A 19,480-nucleotide genomic window follows, 5' to 3' on the forward strand; every position below is an offset into this window, starting at 1 on the left:
CAAAATTAATTAATACTATGAGTTTTTTATCAAAAATATTTTCAAAAGAAGATGCTGTTAAAAAAGAGACTTCCTTAAAAAATAACCCTTCTGAAATGGAAAAATATTTTCAACAATTTAGAGAAAATATTGTTGGAATTAATCAAACTTTTGAGTCTCCATACGGAATAAAAAATATTATATACACCGATTGGACAGCAAGTGGCAGATTATATCGTCCAATTGAAGATAAAATGCTTAATGAATTTGGTCCTTTTGTAGCTAATACGCATACCGAAACATCTATTACGGGTTCAGCTATGACAATGGCTTACCATAAAGCCCGAAAAATTATTAAAACACATGTTAATGCAAATGAAGACGATGTTTTAATAACCGACGGAACAGGAATGACCGGAGTTGTAAATAAATTTCAACGTATATTAGGGTTAAAAGTATCAGAAAATTTAAAGCATCACACAACAATTCCAGATGAATTGAAACCAATAGTTTTTATTTCTCATATGGAGCATCATTCTAATCAAACTTCATGGTTAGAAACTATTGCAGATGTTGAAATAATTCCTTGTCAGGAATCTGGATTAATATGTTTTGAAAGTTTTGAAAAATTGCTCGATGATTACAAACTGCGGCCAATTAAAATAGTTTCAATAACTGCTTGTTCAAATGTTACAGGAATAAGAACTGATTATCACAAAATTGCTAAGATAATCCATCAAAATGGCGGATTGTGTTTTGTGGATTTTGCGTGCTCAGCACCCTATGTAGATATTGATATGCATCCTGAAGATGAGGAAATGTATTTAGATGCAATATTCTTTTCTCCTCATAAATTTTTAGGAGGACCAGGAACCTCAGGAGTATTATTATTTAATAAAAAATTATATAAAAATCTAATACCAGATAATCCGGGAGGAGGAACAGTAAATTATACCAACCCTTGGGGAGATCACGATTACGTCGATGATATAGAAACTAGAGAAGATGGTGGTACTCCTGGTTTTTTGCAAAATATTAGAATAGCACTTTCAATCCAATTGAAGGAAAAAATGGGAATTGAAAATATTTTAGCAAGAGAACATGAAATTAATAATATTGTTTTCGATAAAATATCTAAAATTCCAAACTTAAAAATTTTAGCACCACAACATACCAATCGATTAGGAATATTTTCATTTTATATAGAAAATGTTCATTTTAATCTCATTGTAAAGTTATTAAACGATAAATTTGGTGTTCAAACAAGAGGAGGATGTTCTTGTGCGGGTACTTATGGCCATTTTTTACTACACGTAAATCATGAAACATCTAAAAGTATTGAAGAAAAAATATTAGAAGGCTGTATGGTTGAAAGACCTGGGTGGATACGTATGTCAATTCATCCAACTATTACAAATGAAGAAGTGTTATTTGTTTGTGAAAGCATAAAACAAGTTGCTGAAAATTACGAGGAATGGGGTAAAGATTATGAGTACAATGCGCTTAAAAATGAATTTATCCATAAAACTGCAAATTCAATTGAAATTTCCATTGTAAATAAATGGTTTCAGCAATAAACTAAGAATAAAGTTTTTTATCTTTGAGTGCTTATAATTTAATAACTTAATGGATAATCTTATTTTTTTTGGTAGAGAAGGCCTATTTCATGTGCTTGATTGGGGTGCGTATGATCATATTTTATTTTTAGTAGCACTTGCCGTAGTTTATGATTTTAACAATTGGAAAAAGGTAATTTGGTTAATTACATTATTTACAATTGGGCACACATTATCCTTAATTTTAGCAACTTATAAAGTTGTTTCTGTTGATTCTAAATGGGTTGAATTTTTAATACCTGTTACCATACTAATAACAGCACTTTTTAATATATTTTATGTTAGAAAAAGCACAAAAAACCTTAAAACAAACACAAATTTAGTGTTTGCCCTATTTTTTGGGTTAATCCATGGATTAGGATTTTCAAGTTATTTTAAAATGTTGGTAGGGAAAATTGAATATAAATTTATTCCATTATTAGAGTTTGCCTTAGGTGTGGAAATAGCTCAAATTATTGTTGTATTGATAATACTTATTTTAGGATTTATTGCTCAAACAATATTTCGATTTTCGAAGCGAGATTGGATTCTTATAATTTCATCAATAGTAATTGGTGTTGTCTTACCTATTCTTAAATCTGCCATATTTTGGTAAAATTTTAACGTGTTGTTAAACATAATCTTTTTACTTTCGTCATTATCGTAAATAACTATGAAGAAAAAACAGCTAAAATACGATCAGGCCTATATGAGAATGGCTTTAGAATGGGCAAAATTATCATATTGTAAGCGTAAACAAGTTGGAGCTTTAATTGTAAAAGACCGGATGATAATATCTGATGGTTATAATGGAACCCCTTCAGGATTTGAAAATTGTTGTGAAGATGAAGAGAAATTTACAAAATGGTATGTATTACACGCCGAAGCTAACGCAATTTTAAAAGTTGCTAGTTCAACACAATCTTGTAAGAATTCAACGTTATATATTACATTATCACCTTGTAAAGAGTGTAGTAAATTAATTCATCAATCAGGAATAAATAGGGTTGTATATGCGCAACAATATAAGGATACTTCTGGTTTAGAATTTTTAGAAAAAGCAGGGGTTGAATTAACACATCTTAAGGAAATAAAATAATGAAAAGAAAAGCAAGCTTACCCATTTTTATTGGTTTAGCAGTGGCTATAGGTATATTTATTGGTAGTTCAATTAACTTTAAAAATAAGGCTGTTTTATTTAGTTCTAATACAAATGAAGCAAAAATTAAAAAGTTAATTAACTACATTCAATACGATTACGTTGATAAAGTTGATACTGACAGTCTGTTGGATGATGCAATAACTAATATGCTTGTAAAATTAGATCCTCACTCCGTATATATTCCAAAGGAAGAAATGAAGCAGGAAACGGAAAGAATGCAAGGTAAATTTGTAGGAATTGGAGTTACTTTTTTAATGCATAAAGATACAGTTACAATAACTGGTGTTATAGAAGGAGGACCAAGTTTTAAGGCAGGTTTAAAAGCAGGAGATAGAATAATTGCGGCAGATAAAGATTCGTTGTTTGGTGAATATATTGAAGAAAGAGCAAATTTAAAAGAAAACGAAAAAGGTACTTTTTTGGGCAACAGAAAAATTACCGATGTTGTAATGAAATCGTTAAAGGGAGAAGCAGCAACAGATGTTCTTGTGTCGGTTTATAGACGTTCTGCCAACGAAATTTTAGAAATCACAATAAATAGAGATGAAGTTCCTCTTAAAAGTGTTCCGGGCTATTATATGGTAAATGAAACTTTAGGTTATGTTAACATTGAACGATTTGCCCGAACCACTTACGATGAATTTAGAGAGGCGCTTTATAATTTAAAATCAAAAGGAATGAATTCCGTAATTTTAGATCTTAGGGGGAATCCCGGAGGCTATATGGATATTGCCAATAGTATTATTGATGAGTTTCTTGAAGATGGAAAACTAATTGTTTTTACAAAAAATAAAAATGGTAATGAAGATAAGATGTTCGCTACATCTTATGGGGGGTTTGAAGATGGAAAAGTATATGTTTTAATTGATCAAAATTCGGCTTCGGCAAGTGAAATAGTTGCAGGTGCATTGCAAGATAATGATAAAGGAACCATAGTTGGTCGCCGTTCGTTTGGAAAAGGATTGGTACAACAACAAATGGATTTAGGAGATGGTTCAGCAGTTAGATTAACAACATCAAGGTATTATACACCCACAGGAAGATCTATTCAAAAGCCATACGACCATGATAATACTTCAAAATACGATAGTGATTATTTAACAAGGATTCATAGTGGTGAGTTAATTTCAAAAGATAGTATTAAAGTTAATGACTCTCTTAAATTTACCACTCCAAAAGGAAAAATTGTATACGGTGGAGGTGGAATTATTCCCGATGTATTTGTTCCATTGGATACAACAAGAAACTATAATAGTAAATTTTATAGAGGTTTAAATGGTTTTGTATTTAAATATATAGACGATCATAGAAAGGATTTTTCTAAGTGGGAATTAAATGATTTTGTTAATAATTTTGATATTGACGGTAAGATTTTTGATTCATATATAGATGAAATTGATCTTAAAACCATCTTAGGACCTAAGATTAAAGAGGATTTAAAGTTGTATTTTAAAGCTTTTTTTGCAAGAGATCTATTTGGGCAAACAGGATATTTTATGGTTACCCAAAAGAAGGATAATATGATTCAAAAGGTGATTGAATTAGATAGCACTAAATAGAACTTTTAACTTCTAAACTAATATGTATCTTTGTGAAAATCTAATTCACAATAATTTTGACATCCAATAAAAAAATATATTTTGCCTCAGATCAACATTTTGGTGCGCCTACAGTTGATAAGAGTAGAATTCGAGAACAGAAATTTATTAATTGGTTAGATTCAATTAAAGAAGATGCTGGTGTTATATTTTTGTTAGGAGATTTATTCGATTTTTGGTTTGAGTATAAAAAAGTAATTCCAAGAGGGTTTATTAGAGTTTTAGGAAAGCTAGCAGAGTTAAAGGATAGCGGAATAGAAATTCATTTTTTTGTAGGAAATCATGACCTTTGGATGAAAGACTATTTTCAAACAGAATTAAATATACCAGTATACCATAAGCCAAAAGAATTTACTTTTAACAATAAAATTTTTTTAATTGGGCATGGAGATGGTTTAGGACCTGGAGATACGGGTTTTAAAATAATGAAGAAGGTATTTACTAATCCAATTTCAAAATGGTTGTTTAAGTGGTTACACCCAGATATAGGAATTCGAATTGCACAGTATTTATCGGTTAAAAATAAGCTTATTTCAGGTGAAGAAGATGTAAAATTTCTTGGAGAAGAAAATGAGTGGTTAGTATTGTATTGCAAAGGAAAACTACAACAAAAACACTACGATTATTTTGTTTTTGGACATAGACATTTACCGCTCGAAATTGCTATTGAAAAAAAATCTAAATATATAAATACAGGCGATTGGATTACACATTTTTCATATGCAGAATTTAATAATAACCAACTTTCTTTAAATTATTTTAAAATTTAATTTCTCAGATTTTAATTTAAAAGAATTGTAATAAAAAGTAAGTTTTAAATAGTACCTTTTCCACAAGAAGATAACTGTATAAAATTTCTTAAAATTCTATATTTTACAGTTGTTTTAACCAATTTTTAACAGCATATAAAAAAATATTTATGCTACTTGCGTTGTCTTAGAAAGCATGTTAAATTCACGCGGTAAAAAACAATAAAAATGATTGAAGAAAATAACGTTTCAGTTGATATTAAAGCTATCAATGAAAAAATTGAAAAGGAAAGCGCATTTGTTGATTTATTAATGATGGAGATGAACAAGGTAATTGTTGGTCAGCGTCATATGGTCGAAAGATTACTTATTGGTTTACTTGGAAACGGACATATTTTATTGGAAGGTGTACCGGGTTTAGCAAAAACATTAGCAATTAATACGCTGGCCAAGGCCGTACATGGTGATTTTAGTAGAATTCAATTTACTCCAGATTTATTACCTGCAGATGTTGTTGGTACAATGATTTATAGTGTAAAAGATAACGATTTTACAATTAAAAAAGGACCTATTTTTGCAAATTTTGTATTAGCTGATGAAATTAACCGTGCACCAGCAAAAGTACAATCAGCGTTGTTAGAAGCAATGCAGGAGCGTCAAATTACCATTGGAGATACAACATTTAAATTGGAAGAACCCTTTTTAGTAATGGCTACTCAAAATCCAGTTGAACAAGAAGGAACCTATCCGTTACCAGAAGCGCAAGTAGACCGTTTTATGCTTAAAACAGTTATTGACTATCCTAAATTAGAGGAAGAGCAACTTATTATGCGTCATAATTTACAAGGAAGTTTTGGATCCATTAATGCTGTTGCTTCACTAGATCAAATTCGAAGAGCCAGAGCTGCAGTAAAAGAGGTTTATATGGATGAAAAAATTGAGAAATATATTCTTGATATTATTTTTGCAACCCGTTATCCGGAAAAATACAATTTACCAGATTTAAAAGGCCTTATAAGTTTTGGAGCCTCTCCTCGTGGAAGTATAAACCTTGCAATGGCAGCTAAATGTTACGCATTTATAAAACGAAGAGGTTATGTTATTCCTGAAGATGTTCGCGCCGTAGTGCACGATGTTTTACGTCATAGAATTGGAATTACTTATGAAGCCGAAGCCGAAAACGTAACTTCTGAAGATATTATTAACCAAATTGTGAACGAAGTAGAGGTACCTTAAAAAGTCTTTGATTATTAGCGAAAAGCTAAAAGCTTGAAAAATGGATACTAAAGAAATACTTAAAAAAGTTCGTAAAATTGAGATTAAGACACGTCGATTGTCTGATCATATTTTTTCTGGCGAATATCACAGTTCGTTTAAGGGACGTGGTATGACTTTTTCTGAAGTTAGAAAATATCAATACGGAGATGATGTAAGAGCAATTGACTGGAATGTTACAGCACGTTATAACGAACCATATGTAAAGGTGTTTGAAGAAGAGCGTGAGTTAACAATGATGTTAGTGGTGGATATTAGTGGTTCCGAATTTTTTGGTACAACTCAACAATTTAAAAGAGATACAATTACCGAAATTGCTGCAACATTAGCATTTTCAGCAATACAAAATAACGATAAAGTTGGTTTATTGCTTTTTTCAGATGAAATAGAATTGTTTATTCCACCAAAAAAGGGGAAAGGACATGTACTTAGGATAATTAGAGAATTAATTGAATTTAAGCCAAAAAGTACAAAAACAAGCGTTAATGAGGCTTTAAAATACTTATCTAGCGTAATGAAAAAGAAAGCTATTGTTTTTGTGCTTTCCGATTTTATGGATTCGCATTACGAGCATACGCTTAAAATTGTTGGTAGAAAACACGATGTTACAGGTATAAGAATTTACGATAAACACGATGTTGCTATACCTAATCTTGGAATGGTTCCAATGTTAGATGCTGAAACCGGTAAAACAATGTTGGTTAATACAGCTTCAAAAAGTGTAAGAGATGGATATTCACAGCATTACAAAAGCGTTGTTGATTATTTTGAAAAATCCTTTACCCACAGTGGAGCAGGAGTTATAAGTTCTCGAATTGATGAAAGTTATGTAAAAAAATTATTGGGGTATTTTAAACATAAAGGAGCAAGATAGATAGAGATTTGAAAATGAAGAAAAAGTTAGTTTATATATTATTTTTAATTGGTTTAATTGGATTTGCACAAAAAAGCCCAATTTCAATTGCTTCGGATACAACTTTTATAAGAATTGGTGAACAAATTCAATATAAAATTTCTGTTGATGAAACTAACAATGTAGTTTTTCCTGAATTTAAAACAGATAGTTTAGGAAAGGTTGAAGTTGTTGAATCCTTCAAAATAGATACGTTAAAGAATAAGCTTGAAAAAAGGTATTTGTTAACCAGTTTTGATAGTGGCCAATACATTATTCCGCAACAACAAGTTTTAATTAATAATAAAAAATTCTTAACAGATTCCTTATTAATTAATGTAGCTTCAGTAAAAGTAGATACTACTAAGCAAAAAATGCATTTAATAAAATCAATTAAAAGAGAACCAAAAACTTTTGATGATTATAAGCATTTGTGGTGGTGGATTATTCCTATTTTATTGTTAATTGGGGTAATCTTGTATTTTGTTTTAAGAAAAAAGAAAGAAAAAGAACTTCCTAAAGTTTATGTTGCTCCAATTAAAGAAGCAATGCAAAGGTTAAAAGAGCTCGATGAAAAAGAACTTCTTAAACACAATAAAATTAAAATATATTATTCAGAATTAACAGACATTGTAAGAACTTATATAGAAAAAGATATTAAAATTCCGGCATTAGAATCTACAACCAATGAGTTAATTGAGACTATTGAAGATTTTAATGAATCGAGTAAATTGGGAATTTCAAAAGAAACAATTAAACAACTTAAAGAGGTTTTACAAAGCGCAGATTTGGTAAAATTTGCCAAGTCCAAACCAATTATTGAAGAAATTAGAACAGATAGAACTAGAGTAGAAGAAATTCTTAAAAATACCCAATCTGCGGTACATATAAATAATTTAAAAAAAGCAGAAGAGAAAACTGAAAATGCAGTTTTAATAGAGCAACCAATTAAAAAGAAAAACCCAATTATTAAGTATTTGTTAATTGGAGGTTTATTAGCAGTTATTGGCGTAGGAACAATAGGCTATTTTGGTTATAGATATGTTAAAGATAATTTTTTAGGAAAAACAACTACCGAAATGTTGGATGAACAATGGTATAAAGCGTCATATGGAAATCCCGCTATTTCTGTTGAAACTCCTGAAATTTTGACAGTTCAATCAATGCAATTACCAAGTAGTAGTGTTTCAACAATTGGAGATTTTTCTATTTTCACTTATGGAAGCCCAATAAGTAATTTTTATATAGCAGTGGCATCCACAAAATTTTTGAGTGATATGCAAGCAATTGACATGGATGCTGGAATTACAGGTTCGTTAAATGCTATGGAGGCTCAAATGAACACTACCTTTACAAATATTAAAAAGAAAAATGTAAAAGTAGATGGTATTAAAGGGAAAAGAGCAGATGTTGAATTTAAAAGATTAAATGAAACAACAAATTTAAAAGAAGACTATAAATTAACGATGTTATTTTTTGCAGATAAAGAAGGTATGAGACAAGTGTATATTTCTTCCTTATGGAGCGATGATTCTGCCGAAGCAGTTGTGAAAAGAATAGTTAAATCAATATCATTAAAACCATAAATATGTGGCAAAATTTTGAGTTTTTACACCCTCAGTTTTTATGGTTATTAATTTTAATACCATTATTAGCTGTTTGGTTATTTTTAGTTAGAAATAAGGAAGGGGCAACTTTAACAATGGCAAGTACAAAAGGTTTTGAGGTTAAGCCTTCAATGTTGGCAAAACTGAAACCCTTATTAAATGTGTTGAGACTGCTAGCGCTAACACTTTTAATTATTGCATTAGCTCGCCCTAGAAATGTTTCGGTAAGCAAACGCACAAAAACAAATAAGGGAATTGATATTGTTATGGCAATTGACGTTTCGGCAAGTATGTTGGCTCGCGATTTAAAACCAAATAGGTTAGAAGCTTTAAAAAAAGTAGCTACAAATTTTGTAAATCAAAGGCCAAATGATAGAATAGGGATTGTAGTTTATGCAGGTGAAAGCTTTACTAGAACACCAATTACCAGTGACAAAAGAATTGTTAGAAATACCATTTCTGAAATTAAATGGGGAGATTTAGATGGTGGTACCGCAATAGGAATGGGTTTAGGTTCTGCGGTTAACCGTTTAAAAGAAAGCAAAGCTAAAAGTAAAGTTATTATTTTATTAACCGATGGGGTAAACAATACTGGTTTTGTGGATCCAAAAACAGCTACAGAATTAGCAGTTGGATTGGGAATTAAAGTATATACCATTGGATTAGGAACAAATGGAACGGCGTCATTTCCCTATGCAAAAGATCCGCGTACAGGAAAACTTTTATTTAGAAGTTCACCAGTAGAAATTGATGAAGAATTATTAAAATATATAGCTAAGGAAACACAGGGAACTTATTTTAGAGCAACCGATAATTCTAAATTAAAAGCTATATATAATGAGATTAATAAACTAGAGAAAACAGAAATAGAAGAGTTTAAATATTATAACTATCAAGAAAAATATAGATTACTAGTATTATTAGCGGGCTTATTTATTTTAATTGAAGTGCTATTAAGAAATACGCTATTTAAAAGCTTTATTTAACAATAATTATGTATCAAATAGAAGAACCAACATATTTTTTATACCTAGCAATTATTCCGGTAATATTTGTGTTGTTTTTGTTGGTATTTTGGTGGAAAAAAAGAAAACAAAAACAATTTGCGGATATTGGGTTAATAGATAAATTAAGTCCAGAACGATCAACGTTTAAATCGTTCTTAAAAATTATTGCAATTTGTATTGGAATGGCCTTTTTAGTTATTTCATTAACAAATCCAAAGATGGGGACAAAACTGGAAACTGTAAAACGCGAGGGAGTAGATATAGTATTTGCACTTGATGTTTCTAAAAGTATGTTAGCCGAAGATATTGCTCCTAGTCGCTTAGATAAAGCCAAACAAATTATAACTAGAATAATTGAAAAATTGGGAAGCGATAGAATTGGCATAATAATTTATGCCGGAAATTCATATCCTTTATTGCCTATTACAACAGATCACGCAGCAGCAAAAATGTTTCTGCAAAATGCTACACCAGATATGGTTAGCAGCCAAGGAACAGCTATTAATGAAGCAATTGAAAGAGCAATCTCCTATTACGATAATGAAGACCAAACCAATCGATTTCTTTTTATAGTTTCCGATGGTGAAGATCACGAAGAAAATACGGTTTCTTTAGCTCAAAAAGCAAGAGAACAAGGAATAAAAATTTATACAGTTGGAGTAGGTTCAGCAAATGGAGGACCAATACCTATTAAAAATAATGGCGCAGTTGTTGGATATAAAAAAGACAATAAAGGTGAGGTTGTTATTACTAGGTTGGTTGAAAATGTTCTAATGAACATTGCTAATGAAGGAAATGGTAAATATATTAATGGAAATAAAACTCAAGAAACAATTGATATTATTGAAGATTTATTATTAAAGGCAGAAAAAAGTGAGTTCGAAACAAAGAAATTTGCCGATTATAAAGATCAATTTCAGTGGTTTGTTGGATTTGGACTGTTGTTTTTATTGATAGATTCGTTAATGTTGGAAAGAAAAACAAAATGGATTCAAAAGTTAAATTTATTTAATCAAACTGAAAAGAATGAAAAATAGATTAGTACTATTATGTTTATGTATTACAAGCTTCATTTTTTCTCAACAGAAAAATGAGGAGCAATTAATGCGTGAAGCTCGAGAAGATTTAAGAGAAGGAAATAAATTGTATAATCAATTAAAATTTGACGAAGCCGAAATTTCCTACAAAAAAGCTTTATCTAAAAATCCAAATTACCCAAAAGCTTCCTATAATTTAGGGAATGCAATTTATCAACAAAATAGAAACAAAGAAGCAATAGCACAATTTGAATTGGTTGAAAAAACCATTAAGGATAAGCAAAGTAAGGCAGAAACTTATCATAATATGGGAAATTCATTTATGAATGAAAAACAATATCAATTGGCACTGGAATCTTACAAAAATGCTTTGCGAAATAATTCGAAAGATGATGAAACACGTTATAATTTAGCCCTGGCTAAGGAAATGATAAAACAGCAAAACAAAAATAACGAGAATAATGAAGGAGATAAAGATATTAAACCGTCGGAATATGCAAAGATGATGAAGAAAAAAGCGGATGATGCTATGTCAAAATTTCAGTTTAATAATGCATTAAATTTAATGAAGGAATCTCTGAGAAATGATAAAACGACAAAACATTATCAAGATTTTTTAACACGATTAGAGAGTATAACTAAAATTCAGAATCAATGAAAAAATATATAATTGTTTTTACTGTTTTTTTAGGTTTTGTAGTTTCATTAAAAGCCCAAAATTCTGCTAAAGATTACTTTAATAATGGAGCTCATTTGTATACTTACAGTAAGTTGCAGCCAGCGAAGGAAATTGTTAATGAAGGGTTAAGTAATTTTCCAAATGACATTTACTTAAATGCATTAAAGAAAAAAATTGAGGAAGAGCAAGAAAAACAAAACAAGGATAATAAGAATAAAGATAAAGAAGAGGGCGAAAACGATAAAAAGGACGATAAGAATAAAGAAAAAGACGATAAAAAGGATCAGGGTGAGGACAATAAAGATGAAAAAGGAGAAGGTAAAGATGATGAAAAAGGAGATCCTAAAAAGAATGACGAAAAGAAAGATGAAGAGAAAAAACAAGACCAAAAACCTCGACCAAGTCAATTGTCTCCAGAACAAATGAAACAATTGTTAGAGGCTATGAATAATGAAGAAAATAAAACACAAAAAAAATTAAATGCTGAAAAAGCAAAAGGTAGACAAGTTAAACAAGAAAAGGACTGGTAAAAATGAAATTTCTTAAAATTTACATACTTGGTTTTTTAATTTGCTCATCGCAATTGTTATTTGCTCAAATCGAGTTTAAAACTGACGTGAGTAAAAATAAATTAGGGGTAAATCAACGTTTTAAAATTCAGTTTTCTGTTAATAAACAAGGTGCTGATAATTTTGAACCACCTGCTTTTAGTAATTTTAAAATTGTTGGAGGTCCAAGCTCCTCGATTAATCAATCATGGATTAATGGAAAAGCTAGTTATACACAATCCTATATTTATATTCTAGAGCCTAAAAATATAGGTGAATTTACAATCCCTCCTGCTTCAATAGAATATGAAGGAGAAATTGTTAAATCTAATTCTGTTAAAATTACTGTTTTAAAAGCAGTTGAAATTCCTAAAGATCCTAATAATCCAGAATATATAGCACAGCAGAATATACATTTAGTTGCAGAAGTTTCTAACTTAAGACCTTTTGTAGGAGAAGGAATATATGTTGTTTATAAACTTTATGTTAGTGAAAATATAAGTGTTAATGATTGGAGAGTTACAGAATCTCCTCAATATAACGGGTTTTGGAATCAAGACATTGAAGTAAAAGAAATTAACGTTAGGAAAGGAAAATATAATGGTGAAGACTATAGATATATTGTTTTAAAAAGAGCTGTTTTAATTCCTCAGCGAGACGGAAAGCTTAAAATTGAACCAATGAAAATGGATTTTTCTGTTGGTATTCCTACAGGAAGAGGTGATTTTTTTGGTAACATGATAACAAAAAACATAAACTATTCTACAAGTTCAGCAATTAGATCGTTAAATGTAAAAGCACTTCCAGAAAAAGGAAAACCTATTGATTTTACTGGAGCAGTAGGTGAATTTGAATTTGTAGTTGCTGCAAATAAAAATGTGTTAAAAGCTAATGATGCTGCTCAAATAAAAGTAGAAGTTTCTGGTAAAGGAAATTTAAAATTGTTTGAGATTCCAAAAATTACAACTCCAGCAGAATTGGAAGTATATACACCCGAACATAAAGAAAATGTAAGTACAGCATTATCGGGATTAAGAGGTAGTATTTCAGATACTTACACAGTAGTACCACAATACAAAGGAAAATATAAAATTCCTGCGGTATCTTTTTCTTATTTCAACCCAATAGATGAGAAGTATAAAACTATAAAAGCAGAAGCAATTGTTGTTGATGTTATTGATGGAAAGGAATTACCTTCTTCATCAAATGGAAGTGTTGCAGTAACTCCTAAACAGCGGGTTACAGGTTCAGATAATAATTTTAGATTTATAGCTTTAAATTCTGAATTAAAACCAAATTCAAAATCGCAATTTTTAGACTCTAACCTATTTTATTTACTGTTGTTTTTACCATTTTTAGCCATTCCAATAGGAATAATTATTGGTAAAAAACGCGCAAAACGCGCCGGAGATGTGTTTGGAAATAAAATTAGAAAGGCCGATAAACTAGCTAGAAAATACTTATCGGAAGCTAAAAAACAATTAGGAAATCAAGAAGCATTTTATATTGCTTTGGAAAGAGCATTACATAATTTTCTGAAAGCAAAATTACAGGTAGAAACTTCAGATATTTCAACCGAAAGAATTTCAGAATTATTGAATAATAGAAATGTTGATTTAGATACAATTAAACAATTTGTTGATGTATTAAATAGTTGCAATTTTGCACGTTATACACCTACAACAAATGTTATGATGGAGCAAGAGTTTGAGAAAGCTAAAGAAGTTATTACAAATATTGATAAGCAGTTATAATATGAAAAAGTTAGTTAGCATAGTAGTATTGCTTTTGAGCTTAGTTGCTTATTCACAAGAAGCTAATAAGTTATTTGCTGAGGGCAATACGTTTTATAAAGAAGAAAATTATTCTAGAGCTGTAGAGGTTTATTTAGCAATTGAAGAGCAAGGTTTAGAATCGGGAGATTTGTATTTTAATATAGCTAATTGTTATTATAAAATGAACAAAGTAGCTCCTGCTATTTATTATTACGAGAAGGCGTTAAAAATAGATCCTTCACATGAAGATGCATTGGTAAATATAGAATTTGCAAAGCGAATGACTATTGATGTTATTGAGGAGTTACCTAAAACATTTTTTCAACGATTTTCGGCAAACATAATTCAAAAATATTCATTTGATACTTGGGCAATTATTGCAGTTATTGCATCCTTTCTGGCAGCAATAATGTTTTTATTGTACTATTTTTCTTTCTCTTCAAGAAAAAAACTAATTTATTTTAACACATCTATTTTAGCCGTATTTGTTTTAATAGTTACTGTGTTTTTTGCATTTAAAAATTTAAAAACAGTTCAAAAAAATAGAACTGCAATTATTTTTTCTTCAAAAGTGGAAATAAAAAATGCACCCTCAACAACAAGTGATGAAGTTTTTGAATTACACGAAGGAACAAAAGTAATTGTACTTGATGAGCTTGATAATTGGAAAAAAATTAAAATTGCCGATGGTAAAATCGGATGGATTTATGCAGATTATTTAAAAGAAATCTAAAATTAGTTTTTAAATAAACTAGTAATTAAGTCTTCCAATTTTTTACCGTGAACATTTGTCGCAATAATTTTACCTTCAGCATCAATTACCATATTTGTTGGTAAAGATGTAATTCCATATTCTAAAGAAACAGGAGTTTTAAACCCTTCAGCAGTAGATACATTTATCCAATTACGTTGATCTTTATTTAATGCGTTTAACCATCTATCTTTATCAGAATCTAGCGATATACCATAAATTTGAAATCCTTTAGTATTGTAGCTCTTATAAAGTTTGTTGAGCATAAAACTTTCTGTTCTGCACGGAGGACACCAACTTGCCCAAAAATCTATAAGTGTATATGTTCCTTTAATAGAATCTAGTGATACTAAATCATTTACATGATTTGGCATTTTTATTGTTGAAATAAAACTACCTATACTTGTTTTGTTAAGAATATCTATTTTTTGTTTTAAGTGTTTGGTTATTTCAATTTCACCATATTTTTCAGAAAATTCAGATACTAAATCCTTAAAAATAGGTAGGTTTTTATTATCCCATCGAACAGCTGTTGCATAAAGTGCTACAGAATTTCTCATTTTATCATCAATAAACCCAGCCAATTCATCTAAATGTTTGGAGTAATTTTCTACTTCGAGTTCTCTTAATTTGGTAATTTTTTCAATGGAATAATTTGTTGAATCTAAATTTTTTATAGTATCTCTTACCGATTTTACCAATCGGTTTAACGATTCATTTCTAAAATCGATGTAAGCATAAAGTATTTTTGAATCTTTAGATCCGCCGACCTTTATTTTTTCAATAGAAATTCCTTTAAATTTAATGTTTTGACCTCTATTTGCTGCAATTTGAATGGTTTTTTTATTGTCAAAGTTTAGCGAATAAATTCCTGGTTCTAAAAAATATACTGAATTAAATTCACCTTTTTCATTTACCATAATAGAGTCAATAAAAACAGATTTATTTAATTGAATATTTTCAATTTTAGATAATAAAATATAATTTTTTTTTAAGGATGGTACTTTTCCTGAAAGAATAAATGAATTTTCTTTGTTAGAATTACATCCAATAAAAAATAAGCTAATAATTAATATTCCGAAGAATGTAAGATTTTTGTATTGCATAATTAATTGTTAATTAACTTTTTTGACGTACAAGGTAGCATTAACTAACATACATTATTAAATGTTTGTTATTCTGTTTCCTTTTCTACAATAGTTAAAAAGTTAGGGAAAAGTGTTGGAGCAAGATTTTTTATGGGTTCATATAAAATAGATTCCTCTTTTTGTTCATCGGAAATAAAAGGAATAGTGTCATTTAATTTTGTAAAAACAATTAGTACAACACTTAAAATTAAACCTATTTTAAGCGCTCCAAAAACGCCACCAAGTATTTTATTTAATAATCCCAGTGATGCAAAATCGGCTATTTTGGTAAATAATTTACCTAGTAAACCAATAACCAATACAATTATTGCAAATGTAATGGCAAATGAAACTATGGTAATATATTTTTCTTCCCACGAAACGTGATTTGCTAAGAAATTTCCAACAAAAAATGAGAAATGAATTGCGCCATAAATTCCAGCAATTAATGCAGCTAAAGAAGCAACTTCAACAAATAATCCTTTTAAAAGTCCACGTACAAATCCAAACACTAAAAGTGCAGCAATTATAATGTCAAAAGTGTTCATATAAATGTTTTTGTAAATATACATGAATCGATTTGTATATTTGCAACCTAACTATAATTTTCAAATGTCAAGAGATCAAAAATTAAAAGAAGAATACGATGAAATAATTTCCATATTATCATTAAAATTTGGTGATGGAGAACAACTTAATTTAGATGCAATTATTTATTTAATTGGAGTTCAAGAGTTAGGAAAAGGGGTAATTGAATTTAAAAAAGATGATAAATTAAATTTAATGCATATAGCAATTTGCAGGTTGTTGGAACCTTTTGGTTATTACGAATTCGATTTTTTTGATGATGATGGCTGGCCTCATTATAAGGTTTTAGAGGAACTTCCTCCACTAAAATCAGGTGAACAAACAGTTTTAATGAAAGAGGCAATTGTTTTGTATTTTAAAGCTCAGGAGCTTATTTAGTGGCCAATTATTTTTAGAAAATAATTTTAAAATAAAAATAATTACTTTTGGTCTAATTGTTGAATTAAACTTCATAAAAACATAATGCTAAAAAAATTTCTTGTTTTATTTTTAATTTCAGCTACAGGTTTTAGTCAAAATTTTGTGAAAGGAACTATGGATCCTTACATAGAAAACTATGAAAATGCTATTATTTATCAACTAAAGGGTGCTAAACAGTTGTATGTAAATTATGCTTCTATAGACAAAACAAGTGGAAATTTTTCGATTGAAATGCCTGAAAAATCAGAAAATGGAATATATAGATTAATGTATGATTTTGAAAATAATGGCTATGTTGATTTTATGTACTCAAATAAAAATGTCAATTTTAAATTTGATCCAACATTTCCTTCAGGAACGGTAGTTTTTGCAAATTCTTCAGAAAACACCTTGTATACAAATTATTTAAACGAATCAACAAATATATTGCACAAGCTAGATTCTATTCAATTAGTATATTTTAATTTGAATGAGGAACAACTGAAAAAAAAGACCCAAAAAGAGTATAATTCAACTAGGAAAAAGTACATAAAAGTTCAAACTGAATACGAAGAAAAAACGAACAATAGTTTTGTAAATAACTTTATAAAAGCTTATAAAAAAGTCTACGCAGAAAATCCAGTTGAAACCCCTCAAGAGTATTTAAATTTTGTAGGAAGCCATTATTTTGATGCTATTGACTTTAATGATGAAACGCTCTTGAATTCATCATTTTTAAGTGAACGCGTTATTGAGTTTGTTTTTTATTTAAATGGATCAGACGATACTGAGGTTCAAAATTTACTATATAAAACTTCTGTAATTAAAGTAATGGAGCTAATTAGTAATCCAATCGCAAAAAATGACGTGTTAATATCTCTATTGTACGCTTTTGCCAATAAAGAAAATCATAAATTATTGGATTATACTATTGAAGAGTATTACAATAAACTACCAGCGGAATTAATAAGTAAGGAAGTTATTGATGAGGTTCAAGATAAAGTTCGATTGTCTATAGGAAAAAAAGCTCCAGATTTTTCATTTGAAAAAGGCAAAGAACTTGTAAAATTATCTGATTTAGACAAGGCAGAAAGATTTATTTTGGTTTTTTGGAGTACTACTTGCTCGCATTGTTTAGAAGAAGTTCCAGATCTTTACGAGTACATTAAAAATGATTCAAAAACTCAGGTAATAGCAATTGCTTTGGAAAAAGATGAACTTGGTTTTAATCATCATACGGAGAAATTTACAAAATGGATTAATGTATTGGGATTAGAAAAATGGGAAAATCCAATTGCACGTACATATAAAATTCATTCAACACCTTCCTATTTTATTTTGGATAAGGATAAAAATATTATTTCAAAACCTGATTATTTTTCCGACGTTAAAAAATATTTTGATGAAATTAGAGTTGAGGAAGCAAAAGCTGAAATTACAAGTCCTAATTTAAAAGAGGAAGTAAAACAAGTTTACACGCATACAGTTGTAAAAGGTGATACTCTATTTTTAATTGCAAAAAAATATAATGTTACTATTGAGGAACTTAAAAAAATAAATAAGATTAGCTCAAATAATTTAACAATTGGTCAAACATTAAAAATAAAAACTAATGAATAAGAGATTTGCATTATTTTTAATAGGAGTTTTTACAATGTTAAATGTAAACGCACAAATGGTATTTACAGGAAATAAAGCTCCAGATTTTAATTTATATAATTTAAAAGGAGAAAAAACTTCACTAGATAGCTATGCCAATAAAATTGTTGTAATTAAAATGTGGTTTACAACTTGTGCGCCTTGTATACAAGAAATTCCAAAAGTTAATAAATTAGTTGAAAAATATAAAAATAATAAGGATGTTGTTTTTATTGCACCTGCTCCAAACGATAAAAAAACATTGAAAAAGTTTTTGCGAAAAGTAGACTTTGATTATCAGGTAATGTCCAGTTCTTATGAAATGCTAAAAGTTTACAATCCAGTTAAATTATATCCTTCACATGTTATTATAAATAAACAAGGAATAATATCATATGTATTAGAAGGTTCATCGGAAAATATTGATGAATTATTAACAACAGAAATTGAAAAATTACTTTAATTAAAAATATAAAAAAGCATCTTCTAAATGTTCTATTTTAGAAGTATTTTTGTTTTCAATAATTGCTATAATATCAAATCTAACTTCTACATCTAAATCCTTAGAAACTACATATTCATTTAAAGCTTCAACTAATAATTGAATTTTTTTTTGATTTACAAAATCTTGTGGATTTCCAAAGTAATTAGAAGTTCTTGTTTTTACCTCTACTGCAATTAAAATATCATTTTTTATAGCAATAATATCAACTTCAGCTTTTTTAAATCGCCAATTGCGTTCCAAAATTTTGTAGTTATTTTTTTGAAGAAATTCAACTGCTAGTTGTTCTCCTTTTTCACCTAAATCGTTGTGTGTAGCCATTTTTTTGTTTTTTTATCATTCTAATCAATAGGAAGAACCTCACGTTTTGATTGAAAACAGATTCTTCATTACGTTGCTCTTCATTCAGAAAGACAGTTTACGAGTGTCATTCTGAGCGGTAGCGAAGAATCTCATGTATTGCTTAGCAGAAGATTCTTCATTCCGTTGCTCTCCATTCAGAATGACAGATTACAAGTGTCATTCTGAGCGGTAGCGAAGAATCTCATGTATTGCTTAGCAGAAGATTCTTC

20 protein-coding genes are annotated in these 19,480 nt (G+C 29.2%); 17 read left to right on the top strand and 3 right to left on the bottom strand.

Annotated elements, in window-relative coordinates; translation table 11 throughout:
- Positions 1-95 precede the first annotated feature (95 nt).
- The 14 genes from Q0776_RS03570 (at position 96) to Q0776_RS03635 (ending at position 14,636) form a co-directional block, all read left to right on the top strand.
- The gene (locus tag Q0776_RS03570) at positions 96-1,556 is read left to right on the top strand and encodes an aminotransferase class V-fold PLP-dependent enzyme (protein WP_298365121.1); all 1,461 of its coding nucleotides are present in this window, start codon (positions 96-98) and stop codon (positions 1,554-1,556) included.
- A gap of 49 nt (positions 1,557-1,605) precedes the next feature.
- Positions 1,606-2,190, top strand: a complete 585-nt coding sequence (locus Q0776_RS03575; protein ID WP_298365077.1) for a HupE/UreJ family protein — start codon at positions 1,606-1,608, stop codon at positions 2,188-2,190.
- A 57-nt stretch (positions 2,191-2,247) separates the two neighbouring features.
- A complete protein-coding gene (locus tag Q0776_RS03580; RefSeq protein WP_298365079.1) occupies positions 2,248-2,673 on the top strand; it encodes a dCMP deaminase family protein in 426 nt (141 codons plus the stop codon).
- Positions 2,673-4,295 (top strand): S41 family peptidase, encoded by a 1,623-nt coding sequence (locus Q0776_RS03585; protein ID WP_298365081.1) that lies wholly within the window; start codon positions 2,673-2,675, stop codon positions 4,293-4,295. The genes Q0776_RS03580 and Q0776_RS03585 overlap by 1 nt, the downstream gene beginning before the upstream one ends.
- A gap of 56 nt (positions 4,296-4,351) precedes the next feature.
- Positions 4,352-5,104, top strand: coding sequence for a UDP-2,3-diacylglucosamine diphosphatase (locus Q0776_RS03590; protein ID WP_298365082.1), 753 nt, complete (start codon positions 4,352-4,354; stop codon positions 5,102-5,104).
- A gap of 207 nt (positions 5,105-5,311) precedes the next feature.
- Entirely contained in the window at positions 5,312-6,319 is a 1,008-nt protein-coding gene (locus Q0776_RS03595) for a MoxR family ATPase (protein ID WP_298365083.1), read from the top strand.
- Between the two features lie 40 nt (positions 6,320-6,359).
- The gene (locus Q0776_RS03600) at positions 6,360-7,232 is read left to right on the top strand and encodes a DUF58 domain-containing protein (RefSeq protein WP_298365085.1); all 873 of its coding nucleotides are present in this window, start codon (positions 6,360-6,362) and stop codon (positions 7,230-7,232) included.
- A 14-nt stretch (positions 7,233-7,246) separates the two neighbouring features.
- The gene (locus Q0776_RS03605) at positions 7,247-8,836 is read left to right on the top strand and encodes a hypothetical protein (RefSeq protein ID WP_298365086.1); all 1,590 of its coding nucleotides are present in this window, start codon (positions 7,247-7,249) and stop codon (positions 8,834-8,836) included.
- 2 nt (positions 8,837-8,838) lie between these two features.
- A complete protein-coding gene (locus Q0776_RS03610) occupies positions 8,839-9,843 on the top strand; it encodes a VWA domain-containing protein (protein WP_298365087.1) in 1,005 nt (334 codons plus the stop codon).
- Positions 9,844-9,851: 8 nt separating this feature from the next.
- Positions 9,852-10,901, top strand: a complete 1,050-nt coding sequence (locus Q0776_RS03615; protein ID WP_298365088.1) for a VWA domain-containing protein — start codon at positions 9,852-9,854, stop codon at positions 10,899-10,901.
- Complete coding sequence (locus Q0776_RS03620) at positions 10,891-11,559, top strand: tetratricopeptide repeat protein (RefSeq protein ID WP_298365090.1); 669 nt, start codon at positions 10,891-10,893, stop codon at positions 11,557-11,559. Before Q0776_RS03615 ends, Q0776_RS03620 begins: the two co-directional genes overlap by 11 nt.
- Positions 11,556-12,110, top strand: a complete 555-nt coding sequence (locus Q0776_RS03625) for a hypothetical protein (RefSeq protein WP_298365092.1) — start codon at positions 11,556-11,558, stop codon at positions 12,108-12,110. Before Q0776_RS03620 ends, Q0776_RS03625 begins: the two co-directional genes overlap by 4 nt.
- Positions 12,111-12,112: 2 nt before the next feature.
- On the top strand, positions 12,113-13,882 hold the full coding sequence (locus Q0776_RS03630; protein WP_298365093.1) for a BatD family protein: 1,770 nt from the start codon (positions 12,113-12,115) through the stop codon (positions 13,880-13,882).
- Between the two features lies 1 nt (position 13,883).
- Positions 13,884-14,636: a tetratricopeptide repeat protein gene (locus Q0776_RS03635; RefSeq protein ID WP_298365094.1), complete on the top strand. Its 753-nt coding sequence runs from the start codon at positions 13,884-13,886 to the stop codon at positions 14,634-14,636.
- Positions 14,637-14,638: 2 nt separating this feature from the next.
- Here the strand turns inward: Q0776_RS03635 and Q0776_RS03640 are convergent, their stop codons facing one another.
- Together Q0776_RS03640 and Q0776_RS03645 are read right to left on the bottom strand one after the other, a co-directional pair.
- Positions 14,639-15,760, bottom strand: a complete 1,122-nt coding sequence (locus Q0776_RS03640) for a TlpA disulfide reductase family protein (protein ID WP_298365095.1) — start codon at positions 15,758-15,760, stop codon at positions 14,639-14,641.
- A gap of 68 nt (positions 15,761-15,828) precedes the next feature.
- Positions 15,829-16,329 carry a CvpA family protein gene (locus Q0776_RS03645; protein WP_298365096.1) on the bottom strand — a complete coding sequence of 167 codons (501 nt, stop codon included), beginning with the start codon at positions 16,327-16,329 and terminating at the stop codon, positions 15,829-15,831.
- Positions 16,330-16,393: 64 nt separating this feature from the next.
- On the opposite strand from Q0776_RS03645, the gene Q0776_RS03650 reads away from it, so the two are divergent.
- From Q0776_RS03650 to Q0776_RS03660, 3 genes are all read left to right on the top strand, one after another.
- Entirely contained in the window at positions 16,394-16,747 is a 354-nt protein-coding gene (locus tag Q0776_RS03650; RefSeq protein ID WP_298365099.1) for a hypothetical protein, read from the top strand.
- A gap of 84 nt (positions 16,748-16,831) precedes the next feature.
- A complete protein-coding gene (locus Q0776_RS03655) occupies positions 16,832-18,388 on the top strand; it encodes a LysM peptidoglycan-binding domain-containing protein (RefSeq protein WP_298365100.1) in 1,557 nt (518 codons plus the stop codon).
- Entirely contained in the window at positions 18,381-18,869 is a 489-nt protein-coding gene (locus tag Q0776_RS03660) for a TlpA disulfide reductase family protein (RefSeq protein ID WP_298365101.1), read from the top strand. Before Q0776_RS03655 ends, Q0776_RS03660 begins: the two co-directional genes overlap by 8 nt.
- On the opposite strand, the gene Q0776_RS03665 is transcribed toward Q0776_RS03660, so the two are convergent.
- Positions 18,870-19,229, bottom strand: a complete 360-nt coding sequence (locus Q0776_RS03665; protein WP_298365102.1) for a YraN family protein — start codon at positions 19,227-19,229, stop codon at positions 18,870-18,872.
- Positions 19,230-19,480: the final 251 nt, after the last annotated feature.

This window comes from uncultured Lutibacter sp., assembly GCF_947495725.1.
Classification (GTDB): domain Bacteria; phylum Bacteroidota; class Bacteroidia; order Flavobacteriales; family Flavobacteriaceae; genus Lutibacter.

Coding starts and splice junctions, on each gene's coding strand:
- Q0776_RS03570 (WP_298365121.1), top strand. CDS start 96: ATGGAAAAATATTTTCAACAATTTAGAGAAAATATTGTTGGAATTAAT.
- Q0776_RS03575 (WP_298365077.1), top strand. CDS start 1,606: ATGGATAATCTTATTTTTTTTGGTAGAGAAGGCCTATTTCATGTGCTT.
- Q0776_RS03580 (WP_298365079.1), top strand. CDS start 2,248: ATGAAGAAAAAACAGCTAAAATACGATCAGGCCTATATGAGAATGGCT.
- Q0776_RS03585 (WP_298365081.1), top strand. CDS start 2,673: ATGAAAAGAAAAGCAAGCTTACCCATTTTTATTGGTTTAGCAGTGGCT.
- Q0776_RS03595 (WP_298365083.1), top strand. CDS start 5,312: ATGATTGAAGAAAATAACGTTTCAGTTGATATTAAAGCTATCAATGAA.
- Q0776_RS03600 (WP_298365085.1), top strand. CDS start 6,360: ATGGATACTAAAGAAATACTTAAAAAAGTTCGTAAAATTGAGATTAAG.
- Q0776_RS03605 (WP_298365086.1), top strand. CDS start 7,247: ATGAAGAAAAAGTTAGTTTATATATTATTTTTAATTGGTTTAATTGGA.
- Q0776_RS03610 (WP_298365087.1), top strand. CDS start 8,839: ATGTGGCAAAATTTTGAGTTTTTACACCCTCAGTTTTTATGGTTATTA.
- Q0776_RS03615 (WP_298365088.1), top strand. CDS start 9,852: ATGTATCAAATAGAAGAACCAACATATTTTTTATACCTAGCAATTATT.
- Q0776_RS03620 (WP_298365090.1), top strand. CDS start 10,891: ATGAAAAATAGATTAGTACTATTATGTTTATGTATTACAAGCTTCATT.
- Q0776_RS03625 (WP_298365092.1), top strand. CDS start 11,556: ATGAAAAAATATATAATTGTTTTTACTGTTTTTTTAGGTTTTGTAGTT.
- Q0776_RS03630 (WP_298365093.1), top strand. CDS start 12,113: ATGAAATTTCTTAAAATTTACATACTTGGTTTTTTAATTTGCTCATCG.
- Q0776_RS03635 (WP_298365094.1), top strand. CDS start 13,884: ATGAAAAAGTTAGTTAGCATAGTAGTATTGCTTTTGAGCTTAGTTGCT.
- Q0776_RS03640 (WP_298365095.1), bottom strand. CDS start 15,760: ATGCAATACAAAAATCTTACATTCTTCGGAATATTAATTATTAGCTTA.
- Q0776_RS03645 (WP_298365096.1), bottom strand. CDS start 16,329: ATGAACACTTTTGACATTATAATTGCTGCACTTTTAGTGTTTGGATTT.
- Q0776_RS03650 (WP_298365099.1), top strand. CDS start 16,394: ATGTCAAGAGATCAAAAATTAAAAGAAGAATACGATGAAATAATTTCC.
- Q0776_RS03655 (WP_298365100.1), top strand. CDS start 16,832: ATGCTAAAAAAATTTCTTGTTTTATTTTTAATTTCAGCTACAGGTTTT.
- Q0776_RS03660 (WP_298365101.1), top strand. CDS start 18,381: ATGAATAAGAGATTTGCATTATTTTTAATAGGAGTTTTTACAATGTTA.
- Q0776_RS03665 (WP_298365102.1), bottom strand. CDS start 19,229: ATGGCTACACACAACGATTTAGGTGAAAAAGGAGAACAACTAGCAGTT.